The 16,580-nt window shown below is 60.4% G+C and carries 14 protein-coding genes and 1 pseudogene; 10 read left to right on the top strand and 5 right to left on the bottom strand.

What is annotated here, in order from left to right; all coding sequences use genetic code 11:
• The first annotated feature begins 130 nt into the window (after positions 1–130).
• Entirely contained in the window at positions 131–1,033 is a 903-nt protein-coding gene (locus M2497_RS26505; RefSeq protein ID WP_248484342.1) for a DMT family transporter, read from the top strand.
• 20 nt (positions 1,034–1,053) lie between these two features.
• Here M2497_RS26505 and norR read toward each other — a convergent pair whose 3' ends face one another.
• The gene (norR, locus tag M2497_RS26500; RefSeq protein WP_248484339.1) at positions 1,054–2,577 is read right to left on the bottom strand and encodes a nitric oxide reductase transcriptional regulator NorR; all 1,524 of its coding nucleotides are present in this window, start codon (positions 2,575–2,577) and stop codon (positions 1,054–1,056) included.
• A gap of 147 nt (positions 2,578–2,724) precedes the next feature.
• Here norR and hmpA point away from each other — a divergent pair, with 147 nt between their 5' ends.
• Positions 2,725–3,906 (top strand): NO-inducible flavohemoprotein, encoded by a 1,182-nt coding sequence (hmpA, locus tag M2497_RS26495; RefSeq protein ID WP_248484337.1) that lies wholly within the window; start codon positions 2,725–2,727, stop codon positions 3,904–3,906.
• A gap of 211 nt (positions 3,907–4,117) precedes the next feature.
• Entirely contained in the window at positions 4,118–4,624 is a 507-nt protein-coding gene (locus M2497_RS26490) for a disulfide bond formation protein B (protein ID WP_058426762.1), read from the top strand.
• Positions 4,625–5,096: 472 nt separating this feature from the next.
• Here the strand turns inward: M2497_RS26490 and M2497_RS30740 are convergent.
• Positions 5,097–5,388 (bottom strand): annotated as a pseudogene (locus M2497_RS30740) (hypothetical protein).
• Between the two features lie 27 nt (positions 5,389–5,415).
• On the opposite strand from M2497_RS30740, the gene cyoA reads away from it, so the two are divergent.
• The 6 genes from cyoA (at position 5,416) to M2497_RS26460 (ending at position 11,479) form a co-directional block, all read left to right on the top strand.
• Positions 5,416–6,357 carry a ubiquinol oxidase subunit II gene (gene cyoA / locus M2497_RS26485; protein ID WP_058426761.1) on the top strand — a complete coding sequence of 314 codons (942 nt, stop codon included), beginning with the start codon at positions 5,416–5,418 and terminating at the stop codon, positions 6,355–6,357.
• Positions 6,358–6,360: 3 nt separating this feature from the next.
• Positions 6,361–8,379 carry a cytochrome o ubiquinol oxidase subunit I gene (cyoB, locus tag M2497_RS26480; protein WP_071489204.1) on the top strand — a complete coding sequence of 673 codons (2,019 nt, stop codon included), beginning with the start codon at positions 6,361–6,363 and terminating at the stop codon, positions 8,377–8,379.
• Between the two features lie 3 nt (positions 8,380–8,382).
• Complete coding sequence (locus tag M2497_RS26475; RefSeq protein ID WP_058426759.1) at positions 8,383–9,009, top strand: cytochrome o ubiquinol oxidase subunit III; 627 nt, start codon at positions 8,383–8,385, stop codon at positions 9,007–9,009.
• Positions 9,009–9,350 (top strand): cytochrome o ubiquinol oxidase subunit IV, encoded by a 342-nt coding sequence (gene cyoD, locus M2497_RS26470; protein ID WP_016979640.1) that lies wholly within the window; start codon positions 9,009–9,011, stop codon positions 9,348–9,350. Before M2497_RS26475 ends, cyoD begins: the two co-directional genes overlap by 1 nt.
• Before the next feature lie 11 nt (positions 9,351–9,361).
• Positions 9,362–10,249, top strand: a complete 888-nt coding sequence (gene cyoE, locus M2497_RS26465; protein ID WP_003194050.1) for a heme o synthase — start codon at positions 9,362–9,364, stop codon at positions 10,247–10,249.
• 144 nt (positions 10,250–10,393) lie between these two features.
• Entirely contained in the window at positions 10,394–11,479 is a 1,086-nt protein-coding gene (locus M2497_RS26460; protein ID WP_248484335.1) for a pyridoxal phosphate-dependent aminotransferase, read from the top strand.
• A 300-nt stretch (positions 11,480–11,779) separates the two neighbouring features.
• Here the strand turns inward: M2497_RS26460 and M2497_RS26455 are convergent, their stop codons facing one another.
• Entirely contained in the window at positions 11,780–12,499 is a 720-nt protein-coding gene (locus M2497_RS26455) for a hypothetical protein (RefSeq protein ID WP_248484332.1), read from the bottom strand.
• Between the two features lie 70 nt (positions 12,500–12,569).
• Positions 12,570–13,073 (bottom strand): DUF6622 family protein, encoded by a 504-nt coding sequence (locus M2497_RS26450; protein ID WP_248484329.1) that lies wholly within the window; start codon positions 13,071–13,073, stop codon positions 12,570–12,572.
• A gap of 202 nt (positions 13,074–13,275) precedes the next feature.
• Here M2497_RS26450 and M2497_RS26445 point away from each other — a divergent pair, with 202 nt between their 5' ends.
• Positions 13,276–15,300 (top strand): c-type cytochrome, encoded by a 2,025-nt coding sequence (locus M2497_RS26445; protein WP_248484327.1) that lies wholly within the window; start codon positions 13,276–13,278, stop codon positions 15,298–15,300.
• Here M2497_RS26445 and M2497_RS26440 read toward each other — a convergent pair.
• The gene (locus tag M2497_RS26440; protein WP_248484325.1) at positions 15,297–16,544 is read right to left on the bottom strand and encodes an aspartate aminotransferase family protein; all 1,248 of its coding nucleotides are present in this window, start codon (positions 16,542–16,544) and stop codon (positions 15,297–15,299) included. The genes M2497_RS26445 and M2497_RS26440 overlap by 4 nt on opposite strands.
• Between the last annotated feature and the right edge of the window lie 36 nt (positions 16,545–16,580).

Here is a 16,580-nt window from a genome sequence, read left to right as displayed (position 1 = left end):
CTCTCTGACGCCTTGCATCCTACTCCGCGCGCTGGTTGCTGTGATCCCATTGGCCGACAAAAGCGCAAGATTGTGCAAGAGCGCATCCCAGGCTGGGGGCCACACTGTGGCTCAACCGATGGAGCCCGCTATGAATCTTTTCCTGTATTTACTCACCGTGCTGATCTGGGGCACCACCTGGATCGCCCTCAAATGGCAGTTGGGCGTGGTGGCGATTCCTGTGTCCATCGTCTATCGCTTCGGCCTGGCAGCACTGGTGTTGTTTGCACTGTTGCTGGTGAGCCGCAGGTTGCAGGTGATGAACCTGCGCGGGCACCTGATCTGCCTGGCCCAGGGGCTGTGCCTGTTTTGCGTGAACTTCATGTGCTTCCTCACGGCCAGCCAATGGATCCCCAGCGGCTTGGTGGCGGTGGTGTTTTCCACGGCCACGCTGTGGAACGCGCTGAATGCCCGGGTGTTTTTCGGCCAGCGGGTGGCGCGCAATGTATTGATGGGTGGCGGCCTGGGGCTGGCAGGGTTGGGCCTGTTGTTCTGGCCGGAGCTGGTGGGGCACACCGCCAGCCCGCAGACCTTGCTTGGCCTTGGGTTGGCGTTGCTGGGGACCATGTGTTTCTCGGCCGGCAATATGCTCTCGAGCCTGCAACAGAAGGCCGGGCTCAAGCCGCTGACCACCAATGCGTGGGGCATGGCTTATGGATCGGCAATGCTGGCGACTTACTGCGCGGTGCGCGGGATTCCCTTCGAGATGGACTGGAGCGCGCGGTATATCGGCGCGCTGGGGTACCTGGTGATTCCAGGTTCGGTGATCGGCTTTACCGCGTACCTGACGCTGGTCGGGCGCATGGGGCCGGAACGTGCGGCCTATTGCACCGTGCTGTTCCCGGTGGTGGCGCTGAATGTGTCGGCGTTTGCCGAGGGGTATCAGTGGACCGCACCGGCGTTGGCGGGGTTGGTGCTGGTGATGCTGGGCAATGTGCTGGTGTTTCGTAAGCCCAAGCCAGCGAGCCCGGCCTTCAAGGCAAAGGCAATCTAAAAATGTGGGAGGTGCCTGGGTTATTTGAGGCCCAGGCGCTTGGCCATCCGCCCGAGGTTGGCACGGTCCAGGCTCAGTTCGCGGGCGGCGCTGGCCCAGTTGTGCTGGTGGCGTTCCAGGCAGGCGCTGATGACCTGGCGCTGATACTGCTCGGTGGCCTGGCGCAGGTCGCCGGTCACCAGGGCGACCGCCTCGGCGGGTTCTTCGACCAGCGCTGCGCTGACATCGGGCAGGTCCAGGTCCTGTGCATTCAGGCTGAGAATCTTCGGACGCTCGCGACAGTTACCCAGTGCTTTCAGCGCGCTGCGTCCGATCAAATGTTCCAGCTCCCGCACATTGCCCGGCCAGTTATAGGCCAACAGTGCCGCCTGGGCATCGCTGGTCAGACGCAGGCTGCCCAGGCCCATGCGCGAGCGGTTCTGCTCCAGGAAGAAACCGGCCAGCAGCAACACATCGCGTCCGCGCTCACGCAGCGCCGGGACCTGCAGCGGGTACACACTGAGGCGGTGGTAGAAGTCGGCGCGGTAGCGGCCGTTGCGCACCTCGTCGGCGAGGTCGCGGTTGGTGGCGGCGATCAGGCGCACGTCCACCTGGTGTTCCTTGTCCGAGCCCAGGCGTTGCAGCTGGCCGCTTTGCAATACGCGCAGCAGCTTGGCCTGTACGGTCAGTGACAGTTCGCCCACTTCATCCAGGAACAGTGTGCCGCCGTTGGCCAGTTCGAACTTGCCGCGACGTTCGTTCAACGCGCCGGTAAAGGCGCCGCGTACGTGGCCGAACAACTCGCTCTCCACCAGGGTTTCCGGCAGGGCGGCGCAGTTGAGGCTGATCAGCGGTTTGTCGGCGCGGGGCGAAGCGGCGTGGATGGCCTGGGCCACCAGTTCTTTGCCCACGCCGGTTTCACCGGTGATCAGCACGGTGAGGTCACTGCCGCCCACCAGCTTGATCTCTTCCACCAGGCGTTTGTGGGGTTTGCTCTGGCCGATCATTTCCTTGTGCTGCTGGCCGCTGGCCTCGCGGTAGATTTCGGCGCGCAGGGTCAGGCGTTCGATGCGTTCGGCGACGTTCACGGTGGCGGCGGCGAGACTGGCGAACGCCTGCAGGGCGTCCAGTTCCACGCGTTCGAAACGCTCGGTGTCGAGGGCGTCCAGGGTCAGCAGGCCCCAGGGCTGGTCGTCGACGAACAGCGGGCAACCCATGCAATCGTGTACTTCCAGGTGCCCGTGCAGACCCTCGACCAGGCCGTCGTAGGGGTCGGGTAATTCGCTGTCGCTGTCAAAGCGCGTGGGGCCGGGGCTGCTGAGCAGCACGGCAAAGCGCGGGTGCTCGCTGACCTTGAAGCGTCGACCCAGGGTGTCGGCGCTCAACCCGTCCACCGCCAGCGGCACCAGCCACTCGCCGTCCAGGCGCAACAGCGCGGCGGCATCGCAGGGCAGCAGGGCGCGCATGGCTTGCAGCAGGCGGCGGTAACGCTCGCCTTCGGGCAGTTCGCGGGACAGGTCGGCGACCAGGGGCAGCAGGGTGGTGAGCAGCGATTGCGCAGTCATAATGACTCCTTGTAGTCCTAATGACTATAAGGTGTAGGAAGTCATACTGACTACACATTAATTAAGTTATTGAAAATTAACGGTTTATTAGTTGGCACGAATACTGAGTAGGTAAAGGCAATCAGTAAAGAAGCCCAGGAGGCTCCCATGCTTAGTGCCCAAGACCGTGCCATCGTCAAATCCACCGTGCCCCTGCTGGAAAGCGGCGGTGAAGCGCTGATCACCCATTTCTACCGCATGATGCTGTCCGAGTACCCGGAAGTTCGCCCGCTGTTCAACCAGGCCCACCAGGCCAGCGGTGACCAGCCCCGTGCCCTGGCCAATGGCGTGTTGATGTATGCGCGACACATTGATCAGCTCGACCAGTTGGGCGACCTGGTAGCCAAGATCATCAACAAGCACGTGGCCCTGCAGATCCTGCCGGAGCATTACCCGATCGTCGGTGCCTGCCTGTTGCGGGCGATTTCCGAAGTGCTGGGCAGTGAGATTGCGACCCCTGAGGTCATGAATGCCTGGGGTGCGGCCTACGGCCAATTGGCGGATATCCTGATCGGCGCTGAAGCGGTGATCTACGACGAGAAGGCCCAGGCGCCCGGTGGCTGGCGTGGGGCGCGGCCGTTTATTGTGGTCAAGCGCGTGGTCGAGAGCGACGAGATCATCTCCTTCTATTTCGCTCCTGTGGACAACGGTCCGATCCTCGCCGCTGCGCCGGGCCAGTACATCGGCATGAAGCTGGTGCTCGACGGTGAGGAAGTGCGCCGCAACTACTCCCTGTCGGCGTTGACCGATAGCGGTATGTATCGCATCAGCGTCAAGCGCGAAGCCGGTGGCCGGGTGTCCAACTACCTGCACGACCAGCTGCATGTCGGTGCGACCATCGACCTGTTCACCCCGTCGGGCGAGTTCACCCTGGCGGCCAGCGACAAACCGCTGGTGCTGATCAGCGGCGGGGTCGGGATCACGCCGACCCTGCCGATGCTCGAAGCCGCCCTGGCCACCGAGCGCCCGGTGCACTTTATCCACTGCGCACGTAACGGCGGCGTCCATGCGTTTCGTGACTGGGTGGACGCCCTGGCGGCGAAGCACCCGCAGCTCAAGCGCTTCTACTGCTACACCGAAGACGATGGCGTAAGCCCGGCGGCGGACAAGGTGGGCTTGCTCAGCCAGGAACAACTGGCCGCCTGGCTGCCCGAGCAGCGCGACCTGGACGCCTACTTCCTCGGGCCTAAGGGCTTCATGGCCGCGATCAAGCGCCACCTCAAGGCCCTGGGTGTGCCCGAGCAGCAAAGCCGCTACGAATTCTTTGGCCCGGCTGCTGCCCTGGAATAAGGCGGTCAAAGGTGTGGGAGGGGGCTTGCCCCCGATAGCGGTAGGTCGGTTGCACATAAGCTGGCTGATCCACTGCTATCGGGGGCAAGCCCCCTCCCACATACAGCGGTCTATTTCTCTGGATTAATCCGCTGTTAACCCCCCTCTGTTTAAACGGTGGCCTGTGTGTAAACTTGCGGCCATTGGCACAACCAAACAAAGGGATACGGGGATGAGTGACGAATTGCGTTTAGGCAGGGAGCGGCGCTTTCTGGTGTTGCTGGGCATCATCTGCCTGGCGCTGATCGGCGGTGCGTTGTACATGCAGGTGGTACTCGGCGAGGCGCCATGCCCGTTGTGCATCCTGCAGCGCTATGCCTTGCTGTTGATCGCGATCTTCGCGTTCATCGGCGCGGCCATGCGTAAAAAAGGTGCGATCACGCTGTTCGAGGGCCTGGTGGTGCTCAGCGCCCTTGGCGGTGTCGCTGCCGCCGGTCATCACGTGTACACCCAGTTCTTCCCCCAGGTCAGCTGCGGCATCGATGTGCTGCAACCGATCGTCGATGACCTGCCGCTGGCCAAGGTGTTCCCTCTGGGCTTCCAGGTCGATGGCTTCTGCAGCACACCGTACCCACCCGTACTGGGGCTTTCCCTGGCGCAATGGGCATTGGTGGCCTTCGTGCTGACCGTGATCCTGGTGCCGCTGGGCATCTATCGCAATCGCCAGCGCAAAGCCTGAATCATTCACTCAAACGCCCCGGCGCTTATTCATGAAGGCCGGGGCGTTTTTGCGTGTGGGGATTTGTGAACGGAACGTGACGCCGGACAATTTTGGCTGCGCGCGGTGTGCGACATGTTGTCACACGGAAGCCGCCGCAGGACGTTTCTGACCCGCCAAACCCCCGCTTAAATTTGCATAAAACCGCCAAGATGTGCTGTCAGTTCGGGGCGCCGGGAAGGCCGCGCACCTCGCGCCGCGCCAGGGATTCGGTGATGTCCGAATGCCTTGTTTTATGGGGGGTTGCATCGGTTTGGCAGCCCCTTACACGCGGTAAGGGGTGCGGCAGGCTGCCCTATAACACGGCATTTTTTGTGGTTTTTGTTGAGAATCGAACGCGATAAGATCGCGAACCGTTGCAATAATGGTGAAGGATTATTGCTGTAATCGATAAAAATTATTTCTTTATAAGACATGGTTTATACATCGCTAGCTAACTACAATCGCCCGCACTGAATGTCCGGTGCTGTTCAATATTTGAGCACTGGAGCGGTCGAAGGGCAGATGGATGGCTCTGTGCGACCCCAAGGTTCCGGCAGCCTTTCAACTATCCGCACCAAATGGAATTGGTCTGTAACAAGGCCTTTAACCACGAAATCGAATAAGAACTCACCGCAGGTCCGTGAAACGTTCCCTTATGACGTGATGGGCAGGCTCTTATTCAATCGAAGAGAAATGCCAACCCTTGGCAGGGTGAAGTGTTGGCGATCAAAACCCAACTGCATTGCGCAAGCTGCTTTAGAGGTCGTGAGATGAGTAAAAACAGGTACCCCCGATTACTAGGCTTTTTGCCGCTGCTTGGCATGATGTTAATGCTGGGAGGCTGCAAGTGGACCTTGATGGACCCGAAAGGACAGATCGGTCTGGATCAACGAAACCTGATCATCACCGCCACCCTGCTGATGCTGCTGGTCGTGGTCCCTGTGATCATCATGACCTTCGCCTTCGCCTGGAAATACCGCGCGTCGAACACCAGCGCGACCTACGCGCCGAAGTGGTCGCACTCCACCAAGATCGAAATCGCGGTGTGGCTGGTCCCGATCCTCATCATCATCGCCCTGGGTTACATCACCTATAAGTCGACCCACGAGCTGGACCCGTACCGTCCGCTGGAGTCCGACGTCAAGCCGATCAACATCGAAGTGGTCGCGCTGGACTGGAAGTGGCTGTTCATCTACCCGGACCTGGGTATCGCCACGGTCAACGAGATCAAGTTCCCCGAGCACACCCCGCTCAACTTCCGGATCACCTCCGACGCCGTGATGAACTCGTTCTTCATCCCAGCCCTGGGTGGCCAGATCTACGCGATGGCAGGCATGCAGACCCGCCTGCACCTGATCGCCAACGAAAAAGCTGAAATGGAAGGCATCTCCGCGAACTACAGCGGCGCTGGCTTCACCGGCATGAAATTCAAAGCGATCTCGACGAGCCAGGAAGATTTCAACGCCTGGGTAGCCGAAGTCAAGGCCGCACCTAAACAGCTTGATCAAGCTGAATACGATGCCCTGACCAAACCAAGCCAGAACAACCCAGTCGCCCTGTACTCCACGTATGAGCCGAACCTGTTTCAGAAAATCGTCGACAAGTACGAAGGTATGAAGCCAGGCAAGCCGGTCAAGCACGAGAAGAAAGAAGTGGCCGTGGTTGAAGGTTCTGACACGGGCTCGCATTCAACTGCTGGGGCAGAGGAGTAAACGATGTTTGGTAAATTAAGTTGGGATGCGGTCCCGTTCCACGAGCCGATCGTGATGGTGACCATCGCCATGATCGCGCTGGGTGGTCTGGCACTGTTTGCAGCAATCACTTATTTCAAGAAGTGGACCTACCTGTGGACCGAGTGGCTGACGTCCGTCGACCACAAGAAAATCGGTGTCATGTACGTCATCGTTGCCATGGTCATGCTGCTGCGTGGTTTTGCCGACGCCATCATGATGCGTACCCAGTTGGCCATGGCCACCGAGGGTTCGCCTGGCTACCTGCCACCTGAACACTATGACCAGATCTTCACCGCCCACGGTGTGATCATGATCATCTTCATGGCGATGCCATTCTTCACCGGCCTGATGAACCTTGCCTTGCCGCTGCAGATCGGTGCCCGTGACGTTGCCTACCCGTTCCTGAACTCCCTGAGCTTCTGGCTGCTGGTTTCCGGTGTTGTACTGATCAACGTATCCCTGGGCGTCGGCGAATTCGCCAAGACCGGTTGGGTTGCGTATCCGCCATTGTCGGGTATCCAGTACAGCCCTGGCGTGGGTGTGGACTACTACATCTGGGCGCTACAGTTATCAGGGCTCGGGACGACATTGACGGGGGTCAACTTCCTGGCCACCGTCCTGAAAATGCGCGCCCCTGGCATGAAACTGATGGACATGCCGATCTTCACCTGGACCTGCACCTGGGCCAACGTCCTGATCGTGGCTTCGTTCCCGATCCTGGCCGCTACCATGGCGCTGCTGTCGCTTGACCGTTACCTGGATTTCCACATTTTCACCAACGAACTTGGTGGCAATCCAATGATGTACGTGAACCTGTTCTGGGCATGGGGTCACCCTGAGGTGTACATCCTGATCCTGCCAGCGTTCGGTATCTTCTCTGAAGTGATCTCGACCTTTACCGGCAAGCGCCTGTTCGGTCACCACTCGATGGTCTACGCATCGGGCGCAATCTCCGTACTGGGCTTCATGGTGTGGCTGCACCACTTCTTCACCATGGGTTCGGGTGCCAGCGTCAACGCCTTCTTCGGCCTGGCGACGATGCTGATTTCCATCCCGACGGGGGTGAAGCTATTCAACTGGCTGTTCACCATCTACCACGGCCGTCTGCGCATCACCAGCCAGGTTCTGTGGACCCTGGGCTTCATGGTGACCTTCGCCATCGGCGGCATGACCGGCGTACTGCTGGCCATCCCGGGTGCTGACTTCGTCCTGCACAACAGCCTGTTCGTGATCGCTCACTTCCACAACGTGATCATCGGTGGTGCGGTATTCGGTTACATCGCTGGTTTCAGCTTCTACTTCCCGAAAGCGTTCGGCTTCAAGCTGCACGAAGGTTGGGGCAAGGCTGCATTCTGGTTCTGGATCTCGGGCTTCTTCGTCGCGTTCATGCCGCTCTACGCGTTGGGCTTCATGGGCATGACCCGTCGTCTGAACGCCACTACCAACCCTGAGTGGGTGCCGTACCTGTACGTCGCCATGTTCGGTGCGGTGATGATCGCTGTGGGTATCGCATGCCAGCTGATCCAGCTGTACGTGAGTATCCGTGACCGTAAGCAGAACGCTTGCGAATCCGGCGACCCATGGAATGGCCACACCCTGGAATGGTCGACTTCGTCGCCACCGCCGTTCTACAACTTCGCCGTGATCCCGACTGCGAACACCATTGATGCGTTCACCGAAGCCAAGGAAGACGGTACTGCGTACCAGCGTCCGAAGCACTATGAGCCGATCCACATGCCAAACAACACCGCCACTGGCGTGGTGATGGGCGCGCTGTTGACCGTGTTCGGTTTCGCGATGATCTGGCACATCTGGTGGCTGGCAATCGTGAGCCTGGTGGGCACTATCGGTTACTTCATCATTCACGCTGCCCGTGATGATCAAGGCTACATGGTGCCGGTCGAGACGATCGAGCGCATCGAAGCCGAGCAGCACGCTCGCCTGGTAGCCGAGAAGAAGATCCCGGCCAACCGTGTTGAAACCTCGTTGGAACAGGCTTAAACCATGTCGAACTTAGTGACCAATGCTGGACACGCCCATGTCGATGACCATGGGCACGATGACCATCACCACGACTCGGGGCCGATGACCGTTTTCGGTTTCTGGCTCTACCTGATGACCGACTGCATCTTGTTTGCGTCGATCTTCGCGGTGTACGCGGTACTGGTAAACAACGTAGCGGGTGGCCCGTCGGGCCACGACATCTTCGAACTGCCTTACGTGCTCGGCGAAACCGCCTTGCTGTTGTTCAGTTCGATCACCTACGGCTTCGCCATGTTGGCCTTCTACAAGGGCAACAAGAAAGGCGTACTGAGCTGGTTGGCCCTGACCTTCCTGTTCGGCCTGGGCTTCATCGGCATGGAGATCAACGAGTTCCACCTGCTGATCTCCGAAGGCTACGGCCCGCACCGTTCCGGCTTCCTGTCCGCGTTCTTCACGCTGGTAGGCACCCACGGTCTGCACGTGTCTGCCGGCCTGCTGTGGATGGCGGTGATGATGTATCAGGTCAATAAGCACGGCCTGACCAACACCAACAAGACTCGCCTGACCTGCCTGAGCCTGTTCTGGCACTTCCTGGACGTGGTCTGGATCTGCGTCTTCACCGTTGTTTACCTGATGGGGACTCTGTAATGGCTAATGCACACTCCCATGACCATGACAGCCATGATGCAAGCCACGGCAGCGTCAAGTCGTACGCCATCGGCTTCATCCTGTCGGTAATCCTGACGCTCATCCCGTTCGGTCTGGTGATGTACCCGACCCTGCCGAAGTCGATCACCTTGATGATCGTGCTGGCATTCGCGGTGATTCAGGTTCTGGTGCACCTGGTGTACTTCCTGCACCTGGACCGTTCCAAGGAGCAGCGCGACAACGTGGTTGCGTTCGTGTTCGCAGGGATCGTAATCGTACTGCTGGTTGGCCTGTCGATATGGATCATGTTCAGCATCCATACGTTCATGATGGCGAAGTGAGGTAAGACCCGATGTCGCTTAAGCACTTTATCCAAATCACCAAACCGGGGATCATTTTCGGTAACGTGCTTTCTGTGGCGGGCGGTTTCTTCCTGGCCTCCAAGGGACATGTCGATCTGGCCATCTTCCTGGCTGCAATGATCGGTACGTCCCTGGTGGTAGCTTCCGGATGTGTGTTCAACAACTGCATCGACCGTGACATCGATATCAAGATGGAGCGCACCAAGAATCGCGTGCTGGTCCAGGGCCTCATCTCCCTGAAACTGGCACTGATCTACGCGACCGTCCTGGGTGTTGCCGGTGTGGCGTTGTTGTACAAGGTGGCCAACCCGCTGGCGGCGCTGTTTGCCGTGATCGGTTTTGTCATCTACGTCGGCCTCTACAGCCTGTACCTCAAGCGCAAGTCGGTTCACGGCACGCTGGTGGGCAGTCTGTCGGGGGCGATGCCGCCGGTGATTGGTTATGTGGCTGTAACCAATAGCTTCGACATGGCCGCGCTGACGCTACTGGTGATGTTCAGCCTGTGGCAGATGCCGCATTCCTACGCCATCGCGATTTTCCGCTTCAATGACTACCTGGCTGCGTCGATTCCGGTATTGCCGGTAAAGCGTGGTATCCAGGTCGCCAAGAAACACATCCTGCTGTACATCCTGGCCTTCCTCGTGGCGACCTTGATGTTGACCTTCAGTGGCTACGCCGGCATGAGCTACCTCGCCGTTGCCGCCGCCATGGGCATGTACTGGTTGTACATGGCCTGGACCGGCTACAAGGCGGTGGATGACACCGTCTGGGCACGCAAGCTGTTCGTGTTCTCGATCTTCACCATCACCGCGCTGAGCGTGATGATGTCCCTGGATTTCCAAGTACCGAAAGAGCTGCTGCTGACCTACGCTCACTGAGTGGTCCCGCAGTGAAAAAGCCCCGCCTTCGAGAGAAGCGCGGGGCTTTTTCTTGGACGGGGTTTAAATCCCCGGCTGCGTTTATCGTCATACCCCTCAGTACGTGCTGTGCGAATCCATCACCCGCCTACAAGGAGTAGCCCTATGGTCAGCGTAAGTCGTCGCTCCCTTCTCGCCCTGGGCGCAGCCCTGCCTCTGCTGGGGCGCCTCGATTGGGCGGTTGCCAGCCCGCCGCCGACCAAGCCTGACAAGGTGCTGCTCAACTACAACGAAAGCCCCTATGGGCCATCACGGGCTGCCCGAGAAGCCATGCAGAAGGGAATCGCAACAGCCGGGCGTTATCCCTATAAACACATGTACGCCCTGGCCGGGCTGTTTGCCCAACAACAGGGCATTGCCGAAGAACAGGTGGCGGTATTTGCCGGCTCCATGGCTGCCCTGCGCTATGCAGTGCTGGCATTCACCAGCGAAACCCGCGGACTGGTGATGCCCACACCTTCCTACGAAGTGCCACGCCAGGCCGCTGAGTCGAACAGGGCCTCGGTGAAGGAAGTCAGCCTCAACGCCGACCACGCCCACGACATCCCGGGCATGCTCGCCGCCGATCCCCAGGCTGGCATGCTCTATCTGTGCAACCCCAACAACCCTACAGGCACTGTCACGTCCACTGATGCCATCCGCCAGGCCTTGGCAAACAAACCCAAAGGCAGCGTGCTGGTGGTGGACGAGGCCTATATCGACTTTGCCGATGTTCCCAGCGTGGTCAGTTGGGTCAAGGACCACGACGACCTGCTGGTGCTGCGCACCTTCTCGAAAATCTACGGCATGGCCGGTGCGCGCCTGGGCCTGGCAATCGGTCATCCGGCGCTGCTGGAGCGGCTGGCCGTGTTTGGCGGTGACAACGTGCCGGCAGGCAGCACGTTGCTGGGTGGCCTTGCCAGCCTGCAAGACGTGAAACTGCTGCCGCAACGCAAGGCACTGAACAGCCAACTGCGTGATGAAACTGTGGCTTGGTTGAAGGGGCGTGGTTTCACCTGCACGGCGTCACAGGCCAACTGCTTCATGATCGACGTGAAACAGCCGGCGGAGCAGGTGATCGAGAAGCTGGCGGCACACGGTGTGCTGATCGGCCGGGTGTTTAAAAGCTGGCCGCAGTGGGTACGGGTGACGGTGGGAGACAAGCAGGATATGGCGCGGTTTCGCGAGGTGTTTGCGCAGCAGGTCAGTTGACGCGACGCCGATCAAACGTGGGAGCGGTACCCAGTAGTGTTGCGGATTAAGGCTCATCCCTTTCAAGGTCTTTGAAAAACCGACCCTATCTGGCTGAGGACGAACACTGCAACTGTGGCGAGCGGGCTTGTCCCGCGTTGGGTTGCGAAGCGACCCTTGAAGGAGGAATGCGCTGAGACAGGCATTCTTCGGCCGCGGGTTTCAGGGCTGCTGCGCAGCCCAACGCGGGACAAGCCCGCTCGCCACAGAGTACTTTTCGCCTGTTCTACCTAAAGACCTTGAAAGGGCTGGGATTAAGGGTTACTGCTGCGCGATGCTGTACCCATCAAACGCCGTCTGCTGCTGCAACGCAGTAATCACACTCTTGCGGCTCAAAGGCTGCTCGGCGCCGGTGTTATCCACAAAGCTCTCGGCTTCCAGCTCCGCTTCATCGCCTTCACCCACAAAGCTGAATCCCAGGAACTCGAACGCCTCACGGTCAACGTTAAGCTTCGAACGCGGCGTGCGCAGCGGCAGGGTGACGCTGATGCCATCCTTGCTGATCACAAACACTTCGGCTTCTTTCTTCGGGCGGGATGCCTTGCTCTTGCCGGCGCTCGGGTTGCTGATGGCCTGGTGGCTCTGGTTCAGCACTTTAAGCGCCAGGCCGTAGACCAGCTCCTGGAACTCGGGGTCGCCCTTGAAGCTGGACAGGATGCGGCTGATGGAGAACTGGCTGCTCAAGTTTTCCAGGGCAGCGTTGTCGGCGGCCTCGGCATCCTTGAGCTGCTTGAGCTGACCCATCAGGTCGTAGGCCTTGTCGTCGTCGAAGGCATCGTGGGCCTGACGGATGGCCACGCGCAGTTCGCGGATCTGATCGCTTTCCTTGGAGGTGTGGAAAGCGTCCAGCACCATCTCGCTGATGATCTTGGCCGCGGGCAGATGCTGTGAAAGATTGATGGCGTTTTCGTATTCGGCTTTGGCGTGCAAGGCGACGACGGATTCTTCGGCGGCGGATTGTTCGGTGTAAGAATCGGACATTGAAATTTCACTACTTCAGTAAACGAGGACAAAAAAGCGTCGGGCATTTTCAGGGGGGAGGGAGGTCAGGTCAAGGCAGCACAATGCCCTTATCCCGACGCAACGCCGTCAGCGCCCGTTGCAGTCGGACTGCCCGCCCGCAAAACAGACCTACGGTAAACCCCGACACGCCGCCAACGGCCATCAGCATCGACGGCGTGCTCAGCAGCAACGGATGCACGGCCTGTTGGTAACCGAAGTAGTACTTCACCGCAAAGAACAGCTGCGAGATCAGCAAGGTTTTCCAGGTGCCCGGCAACACCAGGGTTTCGCCATTGGCATCCAACCTTGCGTCTTCGGCACTGAACAACGCCATCCCCACCAGGCTGCCCAGCACCGCACCGCCGACCCAGGCGCCGCTCGACAAGATTGAAGGCGCCAGGGACATCAACGACCACATCACCAGCACCACCGGCAGAATCACCAGCGAGCGACGACTCTCGCGTCCGCCCAGGCAGGCTTTGATGCCGTAGTAGCAAATCCACAGGTAAATGGCATAGACCCAAATGGGCGTGCCTTGAAGGATGTCGAGCATAGCGTGCGTCCTTGCAGTGTGTGGGCGGTGGTGGATAGTCGTTGAGTACCGACACCGTTGTCCAGCGATCTGCCCCTGACCCACATCAACACCCTTCGCCCACAAAACCGTTACAACACAGAGGCCTGATGAACCCATAAAAACGACCACTGACCTGCGCCCAGGGGACCACCCCACGCCGGGTTATTAAAGGACTAATGCGATGGCGCTTTCCCTTTCCCGCCTGGCCTTGCTGGGGGCGACACTTTGCCTGTCTCTTCCCCTGCTCGCCAACACGCCTGACCCCTCGCTGATTGAACAGGGCAAATACGTCGCGCAACTGGGTGACTGCATTGCCTGCCACACCGCCAAGCAAGGCAAGGTCATGGCCGGCGGCCTGGAGTTGAGCACGCCGATGGGCACGATCTTTTCGAGCAACATCACGCCGGACCGCGAGACGGGCATTGGCGGCTACACCTTCGAACAGTTCGACCGCGTCATGCGCGAAGGCGTAACGCCGACGGGCATGAACCTGTACCCGGCGATGCCGTATCCGTCCTACGCCAAGATGAGCGAAACCGACATGCGCGCCCTGTACGCCTACCTGATGCAAGGCGTCGAGCCGGTGCAGCAGGCCAATCTTGAGGCGGACATGGGCTTTCCGTTCAACCAGCGCTGGGGCCTGGCGCTGTGGAATTTCGCCTTTCTCGATAAACAGCCCTTCCTGGCCGATCCGGCGCGAGATGAACAGCTCAACCGTGGCGCCTACCTGGTCCAGGGCCTGGGCCACTGCGGCTCCTGCCACACCCCACGGGGCATTGCCTTCCAGGAAAAAGCCATGAGCGACGCGGGGCGCAGTGGCCAGCATTACCTGGCCGGTGAAACAGTCGAGCATTGGCGCGCCTTGAGCCTGCGCAACCTGTGGACCGTGGAAGACACCGTGCAACTGCTCAAGACCGGGCAGAACCGCTTTGCCACGGTCTCCGGCAACATGGCTGATGTGATTCACCACAGCACCCAGCACTTCAGTGACGACGACCTGACGGCCATTGCCCGTTACCTGAAGTCCCTGCCGCCCGGCAAGGACGACCTGCCCATGCCGGCTGTGGCCGTGGCGCCCGCCGCGCCCCCGGCGGACTTGTTCACCAGCCGCGGTGGCCTGGGTTACATGCAGTTCTGCAGCGACTGCCACCGCAGCGATGGCGCGGGCGTGAAAGGCCTGTTCCCATCCCTGGCGGGCAACCCGAGCATCGCGTCCAGCAACCCGACTTCACTGCTGCACATCACCCTCACCGGTTGGGAGACCGCACAGACGGCGACGCACCCACGGGTCTACACCATGCCGGGTTTCGCCCGTTTGAAAGATCAGGAAATCGCCGAAATCCTGACATTCGTGCGCACCCGTTGGGGCAACGAAGGCACGCCGATCAGCGCTGCCCAAGTGAAAAAACTGCGTGACCAACTCAACCCGGCCACCACGGACTCATCGGCGTTTGAAACCCCGCGACTGGCCAATCTGCTCGCTGCCCCGAATGCCGACCAAGTCATTCGTGGCATGCGCCTGCACCTGCAAACCAAAGCGCTGTTGCCCGCCAATGTCGGAAACTCGCTCAACTGCACCAGTTGCCACCTCAATGCCGGCACGGTGGCGGATGGTTCGCCGTTCGTGGGCGTCTCGGCGTCTTTCCCCAGCTATGCGCCGCGTGCGGGCAAGGTGGTGACCCTGGAAGAGCGCATCAACGGCTGTTTCCGCCGCTCGATGAATGGCACGCCACTGCCGCCGCAATCGGCGGATATGCAGGCGATGGTTGCGTACTTCGACTGGATGAAAAACAACACCCGTCCCGAAGACAAAGTCGCCGGGCGCGGCGTAGGCAAGGTCGATCCGGCGCTCAAGCCGGACCTGGCCAATGGCAAGCAGGTGTACGCCAAACAGTGCGCGGTGTGCCATGGCGACAACGGCCAGGGCCTGGCACGCGCTGATGGCGAGCTGATCTACCCGCCGCTGTGGGGCGAGCAATCGTTCAACATCGGCGCCGGCATGGCGCGCACCTACACGGCGGCAGCGTTCGTCAAACGCAACATGCCGATCGGCTTTCACGAGAAATTCCCGCTGGGGCAGGGCGGTTTGTCGGACCAGGAAGCCGTGGACGTGGCGGCGTATTTCTCGGGTCAACCGCGCCCGGACTTCCCCGACAAGGTCAAGGACTGGCCGAGCGGCGGCAGACCCGTGGATGCGCGTTACTAGCCCAACTGCTTGAGGCAGGCCTCGAGGATATCCAGGCCTTCCTCCAGCACCGCAGGCTCGATGGTCAGCGGCGCAAGCAAACGGATGATGTGCCGCGACTTACCGCTGGGCATCAGCAACAACCCGGCGTCCCGCGCCAGGCTTAATAGTTGAGCGAGCTGCTGCGGTGCGGGTGTGCCGTCGGTGTGGGCCAGCTCGATGCCGCGCATGGCGCCGACACCGGTCAAGCGCCCCAGGTACGGCAGGCCTTGCGCGCGCCAGCTTTCATAGCGGCTGACGATCGCGTGTTGCTGCTCTGCGCCCCAGGTCTCCAGGTGTTCGTCGGTCATCGCGTCCAGCGTGGCCAAGGCCGCCGCACACGCGATGGGGTTACCGGAATAGGTCCCACCCAAACCGCCTTTGGGCAGGTTGTCCATCAGCGTTTTGCGCCCGACCACGGCGCCCAGCGGCACTCCACCGGCGATGCTTTTGCCGAGCAGGATCAAGTCCGGTTCGATGCCCAGGCGCGAGAACGCGAAGCGCTGGCCGGTACGGCCAAAGCCCGACTGGATTTCATCGGCAATCAGCAGGATGTCGTGCTCATCGCAAAAGCGTCGCAACGTCTGGGCAAATTCGCGATCCAGTGCGAGAAACCCGCCTTCGCCCTGTACCGGTTCGATGATGAAACAGGCCACATCGTTGACATCGATTTCCACGCTGAACAGGCGCTCCATGGCCTTCAACGCCTCGGCGCAGGTCACGCCAGTGTCGGCACTCGGGTAGGGCAGGTGATACACCGGTCCCGGCAGCACACCGACCTTCTGTTTGTAAGGCGCTACCTTGCCGTTGAGGTTGAGCGTGGCCAGGGTGCGGCCGTGGAAGGCGCCGTCGAAGGCGATCACCGCCGTGCGGCCAGTGGCGCCGCGTACGATCTTCAGGGCGTTTTCCGCCGCTTCCGCGCCGCTGTTGGTGAGCATGCCGCTGACCGGGTAGGTCACCGGGATGAATGCGGTCAGCCGCGCCATCAGTTCGATGTAGGGTGTGTGCGGGGCGGCGTTGAACGCGTAGTGCGTCAACCGGGTGGCTTGGTCACGAATCGCCTCGACCACGCCCGGGTGGCAATGACCGAGGTTGAGCACACCGATGCCGCCGACAAAATCGATGTAGCGTTTGCCCGTGGTGTCCCAGACTTCGGCGTTCTTACCGTGGCTGAGGCTGATGGGGTGAACGATGGAAATCGACTGGCTGATGGTTTCGTGGCTCATGAATCGCAGACTCGACAGTGACGGGCGTCCTTTTAT

The sequence above is a fragment of the Pseudomonas sp. CYM-20-01 genome, assembly GCF_023169845.1.
In the GTDB taxonomy this organism is placed as follows: Bacteria; Pseudomonadota; Gammaproteobacteria; order Pseudomonadales; family Pseudomonadaceae; genus Aquipseudomonas; species Aquipseudomonas azotoformans.
Note: the sequence above shows the minus strand (reverse complement) of the source record. Positions and strands in the feature narration are given on the sequence as shown.